The organism is Mycobacterium sp. 236(2023), assembly GCF_029623955.1.
Lineage (GTDB): Bacteria > Actinomycetota > Actinomycetes > Mycobacteriales > Mycobacteriaceae > Mycobacterium.
In genome coordinates this window covers 401209-415280 of the sequence record NZ_JARSBP010000004.1, presented here as the reverse complement: position 1 = coordinate 415280, position 14072 = coordinate 401209, and the positions used below count along the sequence as shown (strand labels likewise).

18 protein-coding genes are annotated in these 14072 nt (G+C 64.4%); 8 read left to right on the top strand and 10 right to left on the bottom strand.

Annotation, left to right across the window (positions count from 1 at the left end; translation table 11 throughout):
• Positions 1-56 precede the first annotated feature (56 nt).
• Together P9A17_RS18965 and P9A17_RS18960 are read right to left on the bottom strand one after the other, a co-directional pair.
• A complete protein-coding gene (locus P9A17_RS18965; RefSeq protein ID WP_278040243.1) occupies positions 57-935 on the bottom strand; it encodes a phosphotransferase in 879 nt (292 codons plus the stop codon).
• Positions 922-1518, bottom strand: a complete 597-nt coding sequence (locus P9A17_RS18960) for a TetR/AcrR family transcriptional regulator (protein WP_278040242.1) — start codon at positions 1516-1518, stop codon at positions 922-924. Before P9A17_RS18960 ends, P9A17_RS18965 begins: the two co-directional genes overlap by 14 nt.
• A 110-nt stretch (positions 1519-1628) precedes the next feature.
• On the opposite strand from P9A17_RS18960, the gene P9A17_RS18955 reads away from it, so the two are divergent.
• The 3 genes from P9A17_RS18955 (at position 1629) to P9A17_RS18945 (ending at position 4273) form a co-directional block, all read left to right on the top strand.
• Positions 1629-2711 (top strand): phosphotransferase, encoded by a 1083-nt coding sequence (locus P9A17_RS18955; protein WP_278040241.1) that lies wholly within the window; start codon positions 1629-1631, stop codon positions 2709-2711.
• Positions 2712-2929: 218 nt separating this feature from the next.
• The gene (locus P9A17_RS18950) at positions 2930-3394 is read left to right on the top strand and encodes an SRPBCC family protein (RefSeq protein ID WP_278040240.1); all 465 of its coding nucleotides are present in this window, start codon (positions 2930-2932) and stop codon (positions 3392-3394) included.
• Positions 3395-3421: 27 nt separating this feature from the next.
• Positions 3422-4273 carry a virginiamycin B lyase gene (locus tag P9A17_RS18945; RefSeq protein ID WP_278040239.1) on the top strand — a complete coding sequence of 284 codons (852 nt, stop codon included), beginning with the start codon at positions 3422-3424 and terminating at the stop codon, positions 4271-4273.
• Between the two features lie 3 nt (positions 4274-4276).
• Here the strand turns inward: P9A17_RS18945 and P9A17_RS18940 are convergent, their stop codons facing one another.
• The 4 genes from P9A17_RS18940 to P9A17_RS18925 all read right to left on the bottom strand — a co-directional run bounded on the left by P9A17_RS18940 (position 4277) and on the right by P9A17_RS18925 (position 7721).
• Positions 4277-5086 (bottom strand): LLM class F420-dependent oxidoreductase, encoded by an 810-nt coding sequence (locus tag P9A17_RS18940; RefSeq protein WP_278040238.1) that lies wholly within the window; start codon positions 5084-5086, stop codon positions 4277-4279.
• Between the two features lie 60 nt (positions 5087-5146).
• Positions 5147-6832 (bottom strand): GMC family oxidoreductase N-terminal domain-containing protein, encoded by a 1686-nt coding sequence (locus P9A17_RS18935; protein ID WP_278040237.1) that lies wholly within the window; start codon positions 6830-6832, stop codon positions 5147-5149.
• A 43-nt stretch (positions 6833-6875) separates the two neighbouring features.
• Positions 6876-7034 (bottom strand): hypothetical protein, encoded by a 159-nt coding sequence (locus P9A17_RS18930; protein WP_278040236.1) that lies wholly within the window; start codon positions 7032-7034, stop codon positions 6876-6878.
• A gap of 78 nt (positions 7035-7112) precedes the next feature.
• The gene (locus P9A17_RS18925) at positions 7113-7721 is read right to left on the bottom strand and encodes a TetR/AcrR family transcriptional regulator (protein WP_278040235.1); all 609 of its coding nucleotides are present in this window, start codon (positions 7719-7721) and stop codon (positions 7113-7115) included.
• 90 nt (positions 7722-7811) lie between these two features.
• Between P9A17_RS18925 and P9A17_RS18920 the strand changes: the two genes are divergently transcribed.
• Positions 7812-8177, top strand: coding sequence for a hypothetical protein (locus P9A17_RS18920; RefSeq protein ID WP_278040234.1), 366 nt, complete (start codon positions 7812-7814; stop codon positions 8175-8177).
• 71 nt (positions 8178-8248) lie between these two features.
• Here the strand turns inward: P9A17_RS18920 and thiD are convergent, their stop codons facing one another.
• Positions 8249-9094 (bottom strand): bifunctional hydroxymethylpyrimidine kinase/phosphomethylpyrimidine kinase, encoded by an 846-nt coding sequence (gene thiD, locus P9A17_RS18915; RefSeq protein ID WP_278040233.1) that lies wholly within the window; start codon positions 9092-9094, stop codon positions 8249-8251.
• 54 nt (positions 9095-9148) lie between these two features.
• Positions 9149-9808 carry a hypothetical protein gene (locus P9A17_RS18910; RefSeq protein ID WP_278040232.1) on the bottom strand — a complete coding sequence of 220 codons (660 nt, stop codon included), beginning with the start codon at positions 9806-9808 and terminating at the stop codon, positions 9149-9151.
• Between the two features lie 337 nt (positions 9809-10145).
• Between P9A17_RS18910 and P9A17_RS18905 the strand changes: the two genes are divergently transcribed.
• Complete coding sequence (locus P9A17_RS18905; RefSeq protein ID WP_278040231.1) at positions 10146-11444, top strand: hypothetical protein; 1299 nt, start codon at positions 10146-10148, stop codon at positions 11442-11444.
• Between the two features lie 58 nt (positions 11445-11502).
• Here the strand turns inward: P9A17_RS18905 and P9A17_RS18900 are convergent, their stop codons facing one another.
• Positions 11503-12054 carry a YaeQ family protein gene (locus tag P9A17_RS18900; RefSeq protein ID WP_278040230.1) on the bottom strand — a complete coding sequence of 184 codons (552 nt, stop codon included), beginning with the start codon at positions 12052-12054 and terminating at the stop codon, positions 11503-11505.
• A 189-nt stretch (positions 12055-12243) separates the two neighbouring features.
• Between P9A17_RS18900 and P9A17_RS18895 the strand changes: the two genes are divergently transcribed.
• Both P9A17_RS18895 and P9A17_RS18890 read left to right on the top strand, forming a co-directional pair.
• Positions 12244-12480, top strand: coding sequence for a YlcI/YnfO family protein (locus P9A17_RS18895; RefSeq protein WP_278040229.1), 237 nt, complete (start codon positions 12244-12246; stop codon positions 12478-12480).
• Positions 12477-12776 (top strand): type II toxin-antitoxin system PemK/MazF family toxin, encoded by a 300-nt coding sequence (locus P9A17_RS18890; protein ID WP_278040228.1) that lies wholly within the window; start codon positions 12477-12479, stop codon positions 12774-12776. The genes P9A17_RS18895 and P9A17_RS18890 overlap by 4 nt, the downstream gene beginning before the upstream one ends.
• 310 nt (positions 12777-13086) lie before the next feature.
• On the opposite strand, the gene P9A17_RS18885 is transcribed toward P9A17_RS18890, so the two are convergent.
• Complete coding sequence (locus P9A17_RS18885; protein ID WP_278040227.1) at positions 13087-13542, bottom strand: hypothetical protein; 456 nt, start codon at positions 13540-13542, stop codon at positions 13087-13089.
• Between the two features lie 290 nt (positions 13543-13832).
• Between P9A17_RS18885 and P9A17_RS18880 the strand changes: the two genes are divergently transcribed.
• Positions 13833-14069, top strand: coding sequence for a type II toxin-antitoxin system prevent-host-death family antitoxin (locus tag P9A17_RS18880; RefSeq protein ID WP_278040226.1), 237 nt, complete (start codon positions 13833-13835; stop codon positions 14067-14069).
• Positions 14070-14072 lie beyond the last annotated feature (3 nt).

Here is a 14072-nt window from a genome sequence, read left to right as displayed (position 1 = left end):
AGGCGGCGAATGCGACGGGGGCAACCAGACGGGGCGATTTCACCGTCGCCACGGTACTAGAAGAGCTCCAGGGCCTCGGCGATCATGCGGTGGCCCTGCTGTTCGAACGGCTCATCACCGACCTGATAGGCCCATGCGGCCGTGCCGATCGCTTCGTGGACCGCGAACATCCGCCACTGATCCGGTGTTCTGGGGTCCCCGCCGTAGCCAGTGAAGAATGCATCTTCGAGCCGGGGGTCATCGCGCCACTGCTGAGCAGCAAGCCGGCAGAAGTCGCTGACCGCAGGGCGCCACGCGAAGCGACCGAAATCGATGACCTGGACGGTGCCGTCGTCGTCGATGAGCCAGTTCCGTGGCTGCCAGTCACCGTGAGTGGGGACGACGGTCATCGGGCGTGGCCGGTATCCGGCGAGAATCACCCGCAGGTCCGCGACGGTCCCGGGCGCGATTCGATGCGGTTTGTCAAGCCAGCCAACCGATTTCGCCACCGCGCCGGCATCCCAGCCGGAATCCTCGCGGTGTGATTGATCATGGAACGTCCGGGCTATCATGCCCGCTTGACGGTAGGTCTCGGGATCGAACTCAGCAGCGTCACCCGCCACCAAGTACCCGCGAAGGTGTTCGAGGACAAGGAGATTGGCGTCCCGATCGTGGTGAAGCAACCTCGCGGCGCGGCCGGTCTGCGCCAGACAGTCCGTGAATGCCAGGAACGCTGTGATCTCGCGGCCGATGTGATGGTTGGCCGGGCCGCCGGCTTTGACGACGACCCGGCCCCGTCCGGAATCCACGTCGAGAACCGCCGTGTCGCCGAGGTTCCAACTCATGTCGTCGCGAAGACGGGGATGGGGAAGCCACCCGGAGATCAGTGCGGCCTGCGCGTCACCGAGGCGTCCCCCATGCCACGACTGCACATGTGCCACACTATCGCCGGTCATCCGTGTGCAGCAGAGCATTGAGAAGTCCGTCGAATTGCGTTGGCGGACAATTGCTTTGCGGCGTGGCATTCAGAACGCGCAGCAGCAGAGTCCCGATCAGGGCGTTGGCGATCGCATCGAGGTCGGCGTCTGCGCTCAGGCACTCGTCGGCCACCGCGCCCCGCAACCGGAGCATCAGCCCACTGTGCTGCGGGGCGCTCAGTAGTTCGTAGAGCGCCTCGTTGTCGATCGGTCGCGCGGCGGCGGCGGAGATCAGCGCGCGAATGAGCGCCGCGTTGGTGGGTTCGGCAATGAATTCTGCGTGCTCGACGAGCCACGAGCGGAGGTCGGCAGCGAGATCGCCGGTGTTGCGTACCTCGAAGGATCCGTCACGCCCGTAGGCGTCGAGGACGGCGTCGGCGACGAGTGCCGCCTTGGACGACCAGCGACGGTAGAGCGACTTCTTGCCGACTTGCGCGTGCGCGGCGACGCGCTCCATCGACAGGTCGTTGTAGCTGCCGTCGGCGAGCAGCGCGCGGGTGGCCTCAAGGATCGCGTTGTCGATCTGTTTGTCGCGCGGTCTGCCGCCCGCCGTCCCGGCCATGGCGTGAGCTTAAGGCGTCATTCCGTGGCGCAGCGCCGACCTTCTGAGGTAGCTTGCCGATAGTAACGACACGGTCCGTGTCGTTACTGCCGGGTAGTCAACGAGAGGCGATGTCTGTGAGCGCGGTGTCGATGCCGACGAGCTGGGAAGAAATGACTCCGGAGTGGATGACGGCCGCACTGTCTGACCACCATCCGGATGCCGTGGTCGACGGCGTCACCGTGGCACTGCGCGACGACGGCACGAACCGGCGCGCCCGCCTGGCGTTGAGCTATGCGCAGGGGAGCGGCCCCGCAACGGTTTTCGTGAAAGCCGCCGACCCGGACCACAAAGATTTGATCCGCATGACCAGTGGCATGTTCCATGAACCGCGGCTGTTCATGTCGGGTGTCGACCTCGCGCTCGAGCATCCGACCGTCTATGCGGCACTGATCGACGAGGATGCCTACGACTTCCTCATGGTGATGGAGGACCTGGCGGCACGAGGCGCCGACCCGCGAGATTCGCTGCACCCGTTGACAGCTGAGCAGGCCGGGTCCGGAGTGCGCGCCCTGGGCCGGATGCACGGCCGCCACTGGGGGACACGGGTCCTGAATAACCCGGACCTCGATTGGCTCGAGCCGTTCCTGCCGTTCGACGGGCTCCAATATGCGCCGCTGCCGTCAGCACTGGAACGCCTCGACGACGACACGCCACCGGAGGTGTTGTCGCTGGGCATCGACGAACTCGTCGAATCGATCTGGAAGCCCTACATCCGCACGTTGACGACATCGCCGCAGACCCTGCTCCATGGCGATCCACACATCGGGAACACCTACGTCACCCCCGGGAACGAGGTCGGATTTCTGGACTGGCAGATGGCCCGACGCGGCAACTGGTCACTCGACCTCGGCTACTTCCTGCAAGGGGCGCTCACGACCGAGGACCGGCGCGCACACGAGGGGCAGTTGCTCGAGCAGTACCGCGATGCGCTCGCGCTGCCCGCCGACGAGATGCCGTCGCTCGATGAGGTGTGGACGCGTTACCGGGCCTCGGTGGCTCACGGACTCGCCCTGTGGTTGTGCACGGCAAGCGCCGATGGCGGGTTGTGGCAGCGCGTCGAGGTGGCCGTCACGCTGGCACAGCGGTACGCCAACGCGTACGGCGATCTCGACTCGGCGGCAGCCATCTCCGCCATAGGTGGAAATAGTTAACTTCTGACACAGCATGGCCAGATGCGGCATTGTGCACACGATCAGGCATGTATCTTCGCTTTCGGGCAATCCTCCCGGACCGCCGCCGCCACCTCCGCCGCCGTGCATTCCACTCATCAACTGCCTGCCGGGGCTGACGCACCCCTGATCGAGCACGGCACGTTCGCGTTCTGACGCCCGACGTTTCCGGCCCGACAAGTCTGGGCACGCCGGAGAGTATGAGCGACAACGACAAGGTCACTGTTGAACGTACGATCGCGGCACCGGTTGATGCGGTGTTCGACATCCTCTCCAACCCCGAACGGCATCAGGCGCTCGATGGCTCCGGGTTCATCCGCAGCGTGGATCACGCCGATCGCATCCAGAAGGTCGGCGAGGTGTTCACGATGAACATGCAGGGCGACCATATGGGCGGTGAATACAAGACCGATAACCATGTGTCCGGCTACGTGAAGGACAAGCTGCTGGCCTGGAAGACAGCGCCAGCCGGCGTCGAGCCTCCCGGGTGGGAGTGGCTGTGGGAGTTGGAGCCGCAGGGACCTGACAGCACGCTGGTGCGCCACACCTATGACTGGTCGAAGGTCACCGACAAGAAGCTTCTCGAGAAAGTGAAGTTTCCTTTGGTCACCGAGGATCAGTTGGCCGATACGCTCGCGCGTCTCGACGCCGAGACGTCGGGCTGAGCGAAGCGGGGCTGTTAGCGTCGTGGCGTGAGCCGGGCCCTCGACATTCCTCTGCCAGGCGGGCCGTACGCCTTGTGCCTGGGGCCCGACGGCGCGTGCTGGGTGACTCTCGTCCACAGTGGCGAGATCGCGCGCATCGCCCCGGACGGTGGGGTGGATGTCCATCCGGTGCATCCGGATAGCAAGCCCTCGATCATCGTCGCCGGCCCTGACGGCGCGCTGTGGTTCACGCGCAACGGTGACGACCGGATCGGCCGTATCACGGTGGACGGTGCGCGGCGTGACATCGAGTTGCCTGACGGCAGTGCACCTTTCGGTCTGTGCGTCGGACCCGCCGACGCGCTGTGGTTCACGGCCATGGGATCCGGGGCGGTGGGCCGAGTCGGGTTTGACGGTGAGGTAGACGTGGCGGCGGTCCCACGGGGACGGCCGTCGATGATCACCTCGGGTCCCGACGGCGCCCTCTGGTTCACTCTCAACGAGAGCAGCGCCATCGGACGGGTGGATTTGGCTGGAAATGTGAGCATCCGGCAGACCCCGACGCCGTCGGCGGGACCGGTCGGCATTGCTGCGACGCACGATGATGCGGTGTGGTTCACCGAAATTCGGGCCAACAAGCTCGGCCGTATACCGATGAACGAGGCAATCCAGGAACTGGATCTACCGGGAAAGCCCCACGCCGTCGTGGCCGATCAAGCCGACGGGGTCTGGGTCAGCCTCTGGGAGACCGATCAACTCGCCCATGTCAGCGCCGACGGCGAGGTCACGATGATCGACCTCCCGGCAGACAGCGAACCGCACGGACTCGCAATGGCCGCCGACGGTGCGCTGTGGGTGGCACTCGAGGCTGGCTACGTTCTGCGTCTGCCCACCAGCTAGCGGTCACCCGTTGTCGCGCCAGGCGAGCACGTCCTTGAGGGTCGCCAGATCGTAGTCGTCGTCGGCGGTGAGTTCGATCTGGAACAGCGTGACTCCTGCCTCACGGAAGGCGTCGGCGTTGTGCGCGTCCCCCCAGAGCGTCGAGCGTTCGATGTCGGCGCCGTTGCGCCCGAACGAATCTGCCAGTTCGTCCACGCGGTCACTGGCCCTGCGGAACGCGTCGAGGTCCGCGAAGGCGTGCCAGATGTCGGCGTGGCGGGCGATGGCGGGCAGGGAGCGCTTGGGCCCGGTGCCGCCGATGAGGATCGGTAGTTTGCGTACGGGCGGCGGGATCAGTGCAGCAAGGCGGTTCTCGATACGCAGGAGGCTCTCGTCGAACAGGTCGAAGCGTGAGCCGAAGGTCCCGAAGTCGTAACCGTAAGTGGTGTAGTCCTTTTCGTACCAGCCCGCACCGAGGCCGAGAATGAGTCGGCCGCCGCTGATGTGGTCGACGGTACGCGCCATGTCGGCGAGCAGGTCCGCGTTGCGGTAACCGACGCCGGTGACGAGGAGGCCGATCTCGGCGTGGGAGGTGATCTCGCCCCACGATGCGAGTGCTGTCCAGCCCTCGAAGTTGGAGACGTCGGGTTGCTCGTCGAAAAGGATGGGCTTGCCGTCGACGAGGGCTTTCATCGCCGGGCGGTGGAAGTGGTCGTAACCGAAGATCACGTCGGCACCGAGGTCGTCGGCGGCCACCACGGCCTGGCGCCAGGTTGCGTAGTCAGGGGTGCCGCCGGGCTGGATCTGCACGGCGACGCGAACGGGACGGGTCATGGGGGAATGCTCCTGAGTCGGGGGAGGGCGACTCTCGAGCCAAGTTCGCCGGCGCCGGGTTTATTCCAGGATCGCCCGGGCCGCGCGCTCGGCGATCAGCATGACCGGGGCGTTGGTGTTCCCCGACGTGATGGTGGGCATCGCCGACGCGTCGACCACACGGAGGCCAGCGACGCGGTATACGCGGCAGTCGGTGTCGAGCACGGTGTGGGGCGACTGCGGCACTCCGTGCGTGTCGAAGGCTCCCATCGCGCACGTTCCCACGGGATGAAAGATCGTCGTACCGAGTTCGCTCGCGGCCTGCTCGAGGTCTTCGTCGCTGACCAATTGCGCGCCTGGTAGCAGTTCTTCCGGGTGGTACCGGGCCAGGGGAGACGTGGCCATGATCTGCCGGGTCATCCGGAGACCGAGGACGGCGGCATGACGATCAGCGTCGGTAGACAGGTAATTGCAGTTGATCTTCGGGTAGGTCATCGGGTCTGCTCCGACGATGCGGACGTGCCCACGCGAGGTGGGTCGCAGATTGCACACCGACGGGGTGATCGCCCCGAACCGGTGCAGCGGTTCGCCGAACTTGGCCAACGACAAGGGCTGCACGTGCCACTCCAGGTCAGGACTGGCCAGCGCGGGGTCACTCTTGGCGAACGCGCCCAGTGTCGAAGGCGGCATGGTCATCGGCCCCGAGCGCAACAACAGGTACTGGATTCCCATGCCGGCGCGGGTGAAAAGGTTGCGGTACAGGGTGTTGACGGTCCTGGCGCCCCGGATCTTGTACACCGTTCGCAGCTGCAAGTGATCCTGGAGGTTTTCGCCTACTCCGGGTAGATCGACGGCCACCGGCACGTGATGCTGTGCGAGGAGCCCGGCCGGACCCAGACCCGACGCCTGCATGAGATGCGGCGACCCGATCGCCCCGGCGCTCAGGATCACCTCGCGGCGGGCCGCGACGTCGACGACGTGCCCGTCTTTGAGCAGTAACACGCCGGTGGCGCGGTGTGCGGCCGTGGTCCATGCACCGCGACGCTGACCGTCGTGAACCTGCTCATCCATCAGGAGCCGCAAGGCCTGGGTGTTGGTGTAGACGGTCAGATTCGGCCGGCGGGCGACCGGATGCAGGTAGGCATCGGCCATCGACCAACGGCGGCCCCGTTTTTGGTTGACATGGAAGTACGCACTGCCGGCGTTGTCGCCGCGGTTGAACTCGTCGATCGGGGCAATGCCCAACTGGGCCGCGGCGTCCTGCCAGGCGTCCAGGATCTGCCAGCGCACGCGCGGTCGTTCGACGCGGATCTCACCCTCGGCGCCGTGCCATTCGTCGGCGCCGCCGAAGTAGTCTTCCAACTCCTTGTAGATCGACAGCGTCTCGCCGGGACCATCTCGTCCGCCCCAGAGCCACCGATCGTCACCGGTGGCCTGGGCCCACAGCTCGTAATCGCTTGCCTGGCCGCGCATGTGGATCATGGCGTTGATCGACGAGCAGCCGCCGATCACGCGGCCCCGCGCGTAGTGAATGCTGCGGCCGGCCAGACCGGGGTCGGGTTCGGTTGTAAAGCACCAGTCGGTGCGGGGATTGGCGATCGTGTACAGGTAGCCCACCGGCACCTTGATCCAGAACCAGTTGTCTTTGCCGCCGGCCTCGATCAAGAGCACACGGTGCTCAGGGTTGGCGCTGAGCCTGTTCGCGAGCAGACATCCTGCGCTGCCTGCGCCCACGATGACAAAGTCGAATTCGGCGACTGAGCTCACGCTTCCTCCATGGCGATAGCGTGCCGTACTGGACTCAGCATGCTCACTCGGGGGAGCGATCGTCCTCCTCGTTACGGCGGCGCGCAGCCTCGATGATCTCGGGCGGGGCGGGCTTCTGCAGCCACGCTCGTATGCGCAACAAGCCGCCGGCAATGACGCCGACGGCGAATATCGCGACCAGGATCCAGAGCGTTGTGGACATTGCGCCATTGTCCGCCTGTGGCCCGTTGTTCGGGCTGACATCGCACGACAGCTGCGTGATCGACGCCTTCAGACGTTGTCACGGAGCGGCCAAACTCGTTGCGACGCCGCGCGAGACGTCCTTGGACAGGTCGGCGGCAGAGACCTCGCGCGCCGTGGTGAACATCAGCATCGCCGTGCCGCGCAGCAGCCCGATAAGCGCCACAGCTGTGGTGGCGGGATCTACGTCGGACCGGATCGAGCCGTCCGCCAGGCCAGTCCGGACGTGGTCTTCGAGAACATGCCGAAACGCCGCGTCGCGCTCGGCGAATATCGGCGCCAGCGAGGATTCGGCCCCTGCTGATTCGGCCCACAGCTTGAGGAAGGCCTCGGAGCGAGGGGAGCGCTGATGCATCCCGCCCAGGTAGGCGCGAACGAAGTCGGTCACCCGGTCGAGCCCCAGGACGGCGTCGCCGGGCACGTCGAACTGCTGCGTGTACTCGATGAGCGCCTTCAGTAGTTGTGCTCGGCTGCCGAAGTGGTGATTGACGATTCCGCGGCTGTAGCCGGCCGCCTCACCGACGGCGGCCAATGACACCGAGCGCGACCCGTGTACTGCGACCAGCGACGTAGCAGCATCCAGCACGCGCCGCTTTGCCTCCGCGCGCCGTTCGGCCTGGGTGCGCCTGAGCGGCCGCGCGTCGTCCATGACGGAGATCTTTCCTTGTGGGGGCGGCTTGTCGGTACCACTCGGTAAGTTGCGTGTTGTATAGCAAGTAACTTACCAACAGGAGCTCTCATGCCAGCCTTCAATACCGCCGACCTCGAGCAGTTCGTCGCCGAAGACCCGACCGGCCCGGTCGTGATGCTCAACCTGATCAAGTTCGCGCCCGGCGGCGCACAGAAGTATCTGCAGTACATCGAACGGTTCGACAGTTCCGGGGTGAAAGAGCGCTACGGCGTGACCGTCGTCTACGGGGGGACGGGGCACGCATCATTGGTGGGAGCCGAGGGTGGGGACTGGGACATGGTCGGATTGTTCCGGTACCCGAACCGTCAGCATTTCGTCGACATGATCAACGATCCGGACTACCAGCAGTTCGAGCACCTGCGGGCCGAAGCCGTGACGACCGTGGTTTTGCAGCCGACCACGCCGGCGCTGTAGGAAGCTCCGCATGCCACGCGGGGCCGTCGACGGCGGCCCCGTGTGGTCGATCCGGGCGAGCACAACCACACTCACCGCGACAATCTGGCCATGCCGTTCACCGGGCCGTGCCCACGGCCCAGGGGATAGGCGGAGCGGATGCACTCAGTGACCCAGAGCTTGCCGAATCGGACCGCTTCGGGAACGGGGTAACCGTGCGCCAGCGCGGCGGTGATCGCCGCGGCGAGAGTGTCTCCGGCGCCGTGGTCATGTCGGGTGTCGACTCGTTCGGTCGTGAAGCGATGGAACTCGTGACCGTCGAACAGAAGGTCAGAGCTCGTCGGCGAGCTCCGAAGGTGGCCGCCTTTCACTAGTGCCCATTTCGGTCCCAACGCATGGAGCGCGCGGGCTGCGGCGCGTTGGGTCTCGTCGTCGACGACGTCGATGCCGACGAGTAGTCGAACCTCGTCGAGGTTGGGCGTCACCAGCGTGGCCGCAGGGATGAGATCGTCCCGGATGGCGTCGACTGCGCTGGCGTGGAGGAACGGCTGACCGATGTTGGACGCGCATACCGGATCGACGACCAAAGGGACGGTGTCAACGAGACCCTCAGACCGCCACGTCGCCACGACGGTTCTGATGATCTCGCTGGACGGCAGCAGACCGGTCTTGGCTGCCTCGATGCCGATGTCGGAAGTCACCGCGCTGATCTGTCCGGCGACGACGTCCACCGGGATGTCGTGAACCGCGCTGACACCCAACGTGTTCTGCACCGTCACGGCTGTCACCGCCGCGCACCCGTGCACGCCCAGCATCGCGAAGGCGCGCATGTCTGCCTGCAGGCCCGCGCTGCCGCCGGAATCGGAGCCTGCGATCGTCATGACTCTTACGGGAGTGCGTCCCGGAGCGGTCGGCGGAAGGTCGTGGACGTCGGCCATGGGATTGATTGTCACAAGAAGTCAGACGGGATGGATGAGCGATCGGCTGCTGCCTCATTCATCAGGGGGATCGTGGCTCCGCTCGGCCGCTCGGAGCACGCGCCTGATCGCGGCCTTCAGGCCGCTTCTCGAAGGCCAGCCCCCTGCGGCAGCGGCCTCGGGCCACGTTCCACCATCGAAGGCGATCTTCGCCGCACGCTCGAGTCGCTCCCGGTTCGGACGATCCTTGGGTCGATTCGCGAGCGCGGTGAGCACCTGATGCGCGCGAACGCGACGGATGTACGCCTGCTCCCAATCCAAGATCGCCGCAGTCTTCGCCAGTTCACCCTGCGCGTACGACTCCCACACCGGGCCGCCTGTGACGTTGAGCGGATTCGTTGATTTCCTACCGCGATTGTCCGTGATCCATGCGGTGATCACATGCTCGTACGCCAGGACGATCCAGAGGTAGTTCTCCGATTCGAGCATGGTGCGCAGCGACATGTACGCGATGCGCCCAGTGGACACAGCCGTTTCGACGGTGATCAACTCCCATCGCTGCGGATCGAAGTCGGCCAGATACTCGAGGGGAACGTCGCGTTCGTCGAAACGTGATCGTGCATGGGGTATCTCGAGACCGAGCCCGGCCAACGCGTTCAACTGCTCGCGGGCCATGTCGAACAGCCGCGGCGGACCGTGCGTGGCATGAAATCTGAAGGTGCGGACTTTGGTCATAATCGGATCAGGGTGACAGTTGCCACCGACAAGTCGGGTACGCAGCAGTACACCATAATGGTGGCGCTTCCAACCGCGAACCGGTCCCGGTCAGCAAATGCGGCTATAACGCGGGCCGAAATTGTTGGGCATAAGCGTGATTCGTGAACTACGGCGGACGTGGGTAGAGGCTCCGAGGAAACTGCCCCGTTTCGCCGCCTGGAGGGCCAATCTCATTGCAACACAACTCCATTGACCTGACGATTGCGCGCATCCATTGGGCTTCTCGCGCGTCACCTGGCGCCGTCAAATCTGTGCAATCGTCGCCGTGGACCTCGGTGCGGTTGACAATGGGCAAATGACACCGGACCGAGTTGCCTTCGCGTCTATAGCCACACAGAACTGCGGCCTGGCGGCATGGGATGCCGACAGCCCGATCGTGACCACCGCGTTCGACTACCGCGAGATGGGCGTGACACTCGTTCGCGCTGCCGATCCGAGGCGCAAGACGATGCTGTGGCATCGACGGGTCCTTGGGCGCCCGTATCCGCCACGTCTGACCAAGGCCGGCACGCTGTGGCTCGCTAATTGCAGCCCCAAGGGCGTGGTGATGATGGAGCTGAACGCCGAGGGCACTCGCGTCGATTCGATCAAACTTGAAAGCGACCCGTTGGAGGAGTTGGGAGCCTACGTAGTACTACCCGATGGAATCGTGGCCCTGTGGATACCCACTACACCTGGCCGCGTCCTCCCTCAGACTCGACGGGATCGTCTGGCGAGGTTCTTACCAACAAGACGGGGCCGTTCCATGCCGCGACATCGTCACGCTCGGGTCGCTCGTCACGACAAGGACGGCACCACACGGTGGTCGACATCCCTTCCTCTGACGGATATTTCGTCTCCCGGTGCGGTGCATACCGGACAAAGTACTGAAGGGGAGTATCGGCCGATGCCGCCGTGGACTTCCCGAACGTTGGAGGCCGGCAGAGATCCGCTTCTCGTATCACGTTCGCGGATCGCCGCGACGGTCGCGTGCGCAAGCAGCGGCGTCGCGGTTACGTTCTTCGTAGCGCTCGCGACCGGTCAACGGCTCGGCGAGACTGCCCCGGGCCCATCGCATCTGAAGGCGATCGCCGGGCCCGGCGAGTTCCTACTCGGCTGCCAAGGCTATGGGGAATTCCGCACTGCGCATCACGATGCGACCGGCGCGGTGATAGGCAAGTGGCCGACTCATGCACAGATGCTGATCGACGCGGACGGCGCAATTTCCGGTCCGGAATCGGAGAACATTGTGCCTTCGCGATCGCATTTCGTTCGGTTTGGTTCCGATGGAACGGTTCAGCGTGGTCCGGCGCTGAGCGCCTATCGCACCACCTACCCGGCCCTCGACCGCGGCGGCACCGCAGTTTTCTGGCGAGACGGTGCGCTGCGCGCCGTCGACGCGGACATGAACATGCGCGAACTCTTTGTCACCGGGCACGGGAATGCGACCCCAAGCAGGGTGCTGCTACTCGGGGACGGCTACGTCGTGTTCGCGTTGAACGATCAGCTGGTAGTCCATCACGAACCGGGGTTGGAACCGCTGAATGACGGCGTCTGGCCATGCGGCGAAGGTGGACTGCGTGGTAATCCCGTTGCCTTCCTGCAGGATTCGTAGGCCAACCCGGCGCTTGGATGTCTGCCGGCAGCCCAACCACCACCTCGGGGTCAGACGTTCACTTCAATGGCTCGGGCGCGAAGCTGACATCGACGTCACCCACGGTCATCGTCACCTGACCTTCCATCACCATCACCTGCGCCGGGACTCGCCGCTCGACAGTCTGGGCCAGTTGCTGCACCGGTGCGTGCGGTATCTGAACCACCGACAGGTTCGGCAGGCCCACCACTTTGGGGCCAACAGTGCGCCACCAAGTGGTCACACCCGCGGCAAACGGGAACAGCAGCACCTGTTCGGCCTGGCTGACCGCCTTGCCCAGGACGCGTTCATCGGGCTGGCCGACATTGATCCACTCCAGGATCCGGCCTGTGTAGTCCGCGAGCCGCAAGTCCGGCACGCCGGGAGTGGACAGGCCCGGCCCGAACGCCAACTCACCGTCGACGTCGCCGAGGCGGTGTGCGCGCAGCCCAAACGCCAACAGCCGCACCACCATCCGCTCATCGGTTTCACTGGGATGACGGGCCACGGTCAGCGTGTGATCGGAGTAGTAACCGTGATCGACATCGGAAACGCCGAGCTCGACTTTGAATACTGTTGCAGAAAGAGCCACGACCTAGTGTCCACTCTGGGGAGACCATCGCGATCGTGGGTTATTGGCGCGGCGCCTGAATTCAGGCTGCTGGTAACCCGCCGTATTCCTCGTTGACGGTGGTTCCAAAGCAAGCGCGTTTGCTGAGGCGTCCATGCAGTCGACAACCAGCGGTAGCGATTCGCATCCCATATCGGTACCATCGCTGTTGTGAGCAAGCAGATCGCCGTTCGACTTCCGGATGAAGTCGTCGACTTTATCGACAGGGAAGTGGACCAGCGTCACGTCGAAAGCCGGGCATCATTTGTCCTCAAAGCGCTCGAACGTGAGCGACGCCGCCTGATCGCCGCCCGCGATGCGGCCATTCTCGCCAAGCACACGACAACAGATTATGACTTCGATGCGCTTGCTGCTCATACGTCAACCTTCGAGCTGGATATCGATTGAGACCAATTCACGTAGCCCAACTCGACAAGGCTCGGCCGGTTCTCATCCTGACTCGGGAACTCGTGCGGCCACACCTGACCAGAGTCACTGTCGCACCGATCACCGGAACAGTCCGCGGCCTGTCGACCGAAGTTCCAGTAGGTGCGCGCAACGGGCTCAAGAAGGATTCCGTCGTCAGCGTTGACAACATCGTCACGATCCCGGTCGCGGCACTGGGGCGTCAGATCGGGTTCTTCCTTCCTGATCAGGAAGAATTACTGACAACGGCCATTCAGCACGCCTTCGATCTCGACTGACGAGCAAGGATGACTGCTTTGCAGAGATCCAATGCTGCCCGCAGGGGGCATCGATTCCCAGGAGAGCATGAGACTGGGATGAACGAAGGGGACAAGGGGTTCGCCTCGAAATCACTTGAGCGAGTTATGAACACGGCCTATCCATACTGGTAACCCGCCGTATTCGATTCGGCCGTATTCCCGAAGCGCGAAGCTAACCCCAGAATGGGTGGAGACCTAACTCCGGCTGAGCGACGAGAGTCCTTGGAAGGCCTGGCAGTTCGGCGAAGTCGGCCAAAGAACGGTCGGACCCGGATCGTCGCGCAGGCCCTCAAGCCCTGTCTTGTGGGCGCATCCGCCACAGCACCTCGACCACGTGATACGGCCTAGGCTCCACACTCGCGGCCTGGCTGGAAAACAAGCCACCCAGCTCGAGCGCCACTTCGATGTCATCGACGAGGCAATGTTCGTTGACCACTTGCTCGTTCGCGACGCTATTGCAGGACAGAGGCGAGCAGTCAAACCCCCCGCCGAAGTCGCTGTTGACGATGTCGTAGCCGATCGGCGCGTATGTCGACAGATCGGGGCAGACAGATAAGCCCGGCCAGTCGTCGGCGGGCGACCATGGCTCACTGTTCCCGTCGTCGAATCGGACGCAGACCACCCAGTACGCGAACAGCGTGTACGCGTACCGCTCGGCCTCTGGCACCACGCTCCACGCCGCATCCTCGGTGTCGTGGAGCTCGGCGACGTTGTGGCTGCGGCACTCAAGCCGACCGGGGTGCACTCGGCGAGATGTGCTCGCTGACACTGCAGACGTCGCCGATCGGCGCGTGCGCGAGGAACTCTGGGCGCGCAGCGACCTTCCGGGCCAGGAAGCCGACAAAGGCAGACTCGAACATGTTCGGGGCAGAGGCTATCGCGTGGGCGGAAAGCTATTGCAACGTTGCCGAAAACGACGGGGAGGAGTGGTGGTCCGGCAAGCCGGATAGGCATCATTTCGTCTTCTCGCGTGTGAAACGGCGCACTCTAATTAGGTACGTTACCTTAACGTCTCACCGGTGATACACTCCGAATGTGGATGCAGTCACGGTGCGCGAACTGCGCAACAGCGGAGGCGACGTCCTGCGCCGTGTCGAGCATGGCGAACGCATCGTCATTACTCGGGACGGAACACCTGTTGCTGAGCTACGGCCGCTGCCTCGTTCGAGTGCAGGACCTGCGGAACTGATTCGTCGCCGAAAGAATCTTCCGCCGGTGAACCCGGATGCCCTCCGACGCGACATCGACAATCTCATCGACCCGTCGCTGTGACGC

Excerpts from the sequence above, each read along its gene's own strand:
- P9A17_RS18965 (WP_278040243.1), bottom strand. The coding sequence starts at position 935 with ATGACCGGCGATAGTGTGGCACATGTGCAGTCGTGGCATGGGGGACGC.
- P9A17_RS18960 (WP_278040242.1), bottom strand. The coding sequence starts at position 1,518 with ATGGCCGGGACGGCGGGCGGCAGACCGCGCGACAAACAGATCGACAAC.
- P9A17_RS18955 (WP_278040241.1), top strand. The coding sequence starts at position 1,629 with ATGTCTGTGAGCGCGGTGTCGATGCCGACGAGCTGGGAAGAAATGACT.
- P9A17_RS18950 (WP_278040240.1), top strand. The coding sequence starts at position 2,930 with ATGAGCGACAACGACAAGGTCACTGTTGAACGTACGATCGCGGCACCG.
- P9A17_RS18940 (WP_278040238.1), bottom strand. The coding sequence starts at position 5,086 with ATGACCCGTCCCGTTCGCGTCGCCGTGCAGATCCAGCCCGGCGGCACC.
- P9A17_RS18930 (WP_278040236.1), bottom strand. The coding sequence starts at position 7,034 with ATGTCCACAACGCTCTGGATCCTGGTCGCGATATTCGCCGTCGGCGTC.
- P9A17_RS18925 (WP_278040235.1), bottom strand. The coding sequence starts at position 7,721 with ATGGACGACGCGCGGCCGCTCAGGCGCACCCAGGCCGAACGGCGCGCG.
- P9A17_RS18920 (WP_278040234.1), top strand. The coding sequence starts at position 7,812 with ATGCCAGCCTTCAATACCGCCGACCTCGAGCAGTTCGTCGCCGAAGAC.
- thiD (WP_278040233.1), bottom strand. The coding sequence starts at position 9,094 with ATGGCCGACGTCCACGACCTTCCGCCGACCGCTCCGGGACGCACTCCC.
- P9A17_RS18910 (WP_278040232.1), bottom strand. The coding sequence starts at position 9,808 with ATGACCAAAGTCCGCACCTTCAGATTTCATGCCACGCACGGTCCGCCG.
- P9A17_RS18905 (WP_278040231.1), top strand. The coding sequence starts at position 10,146 with ATGACACCGGACCGAGTTGCCTTCGCGTCTATAGCCACACAGAACTGC.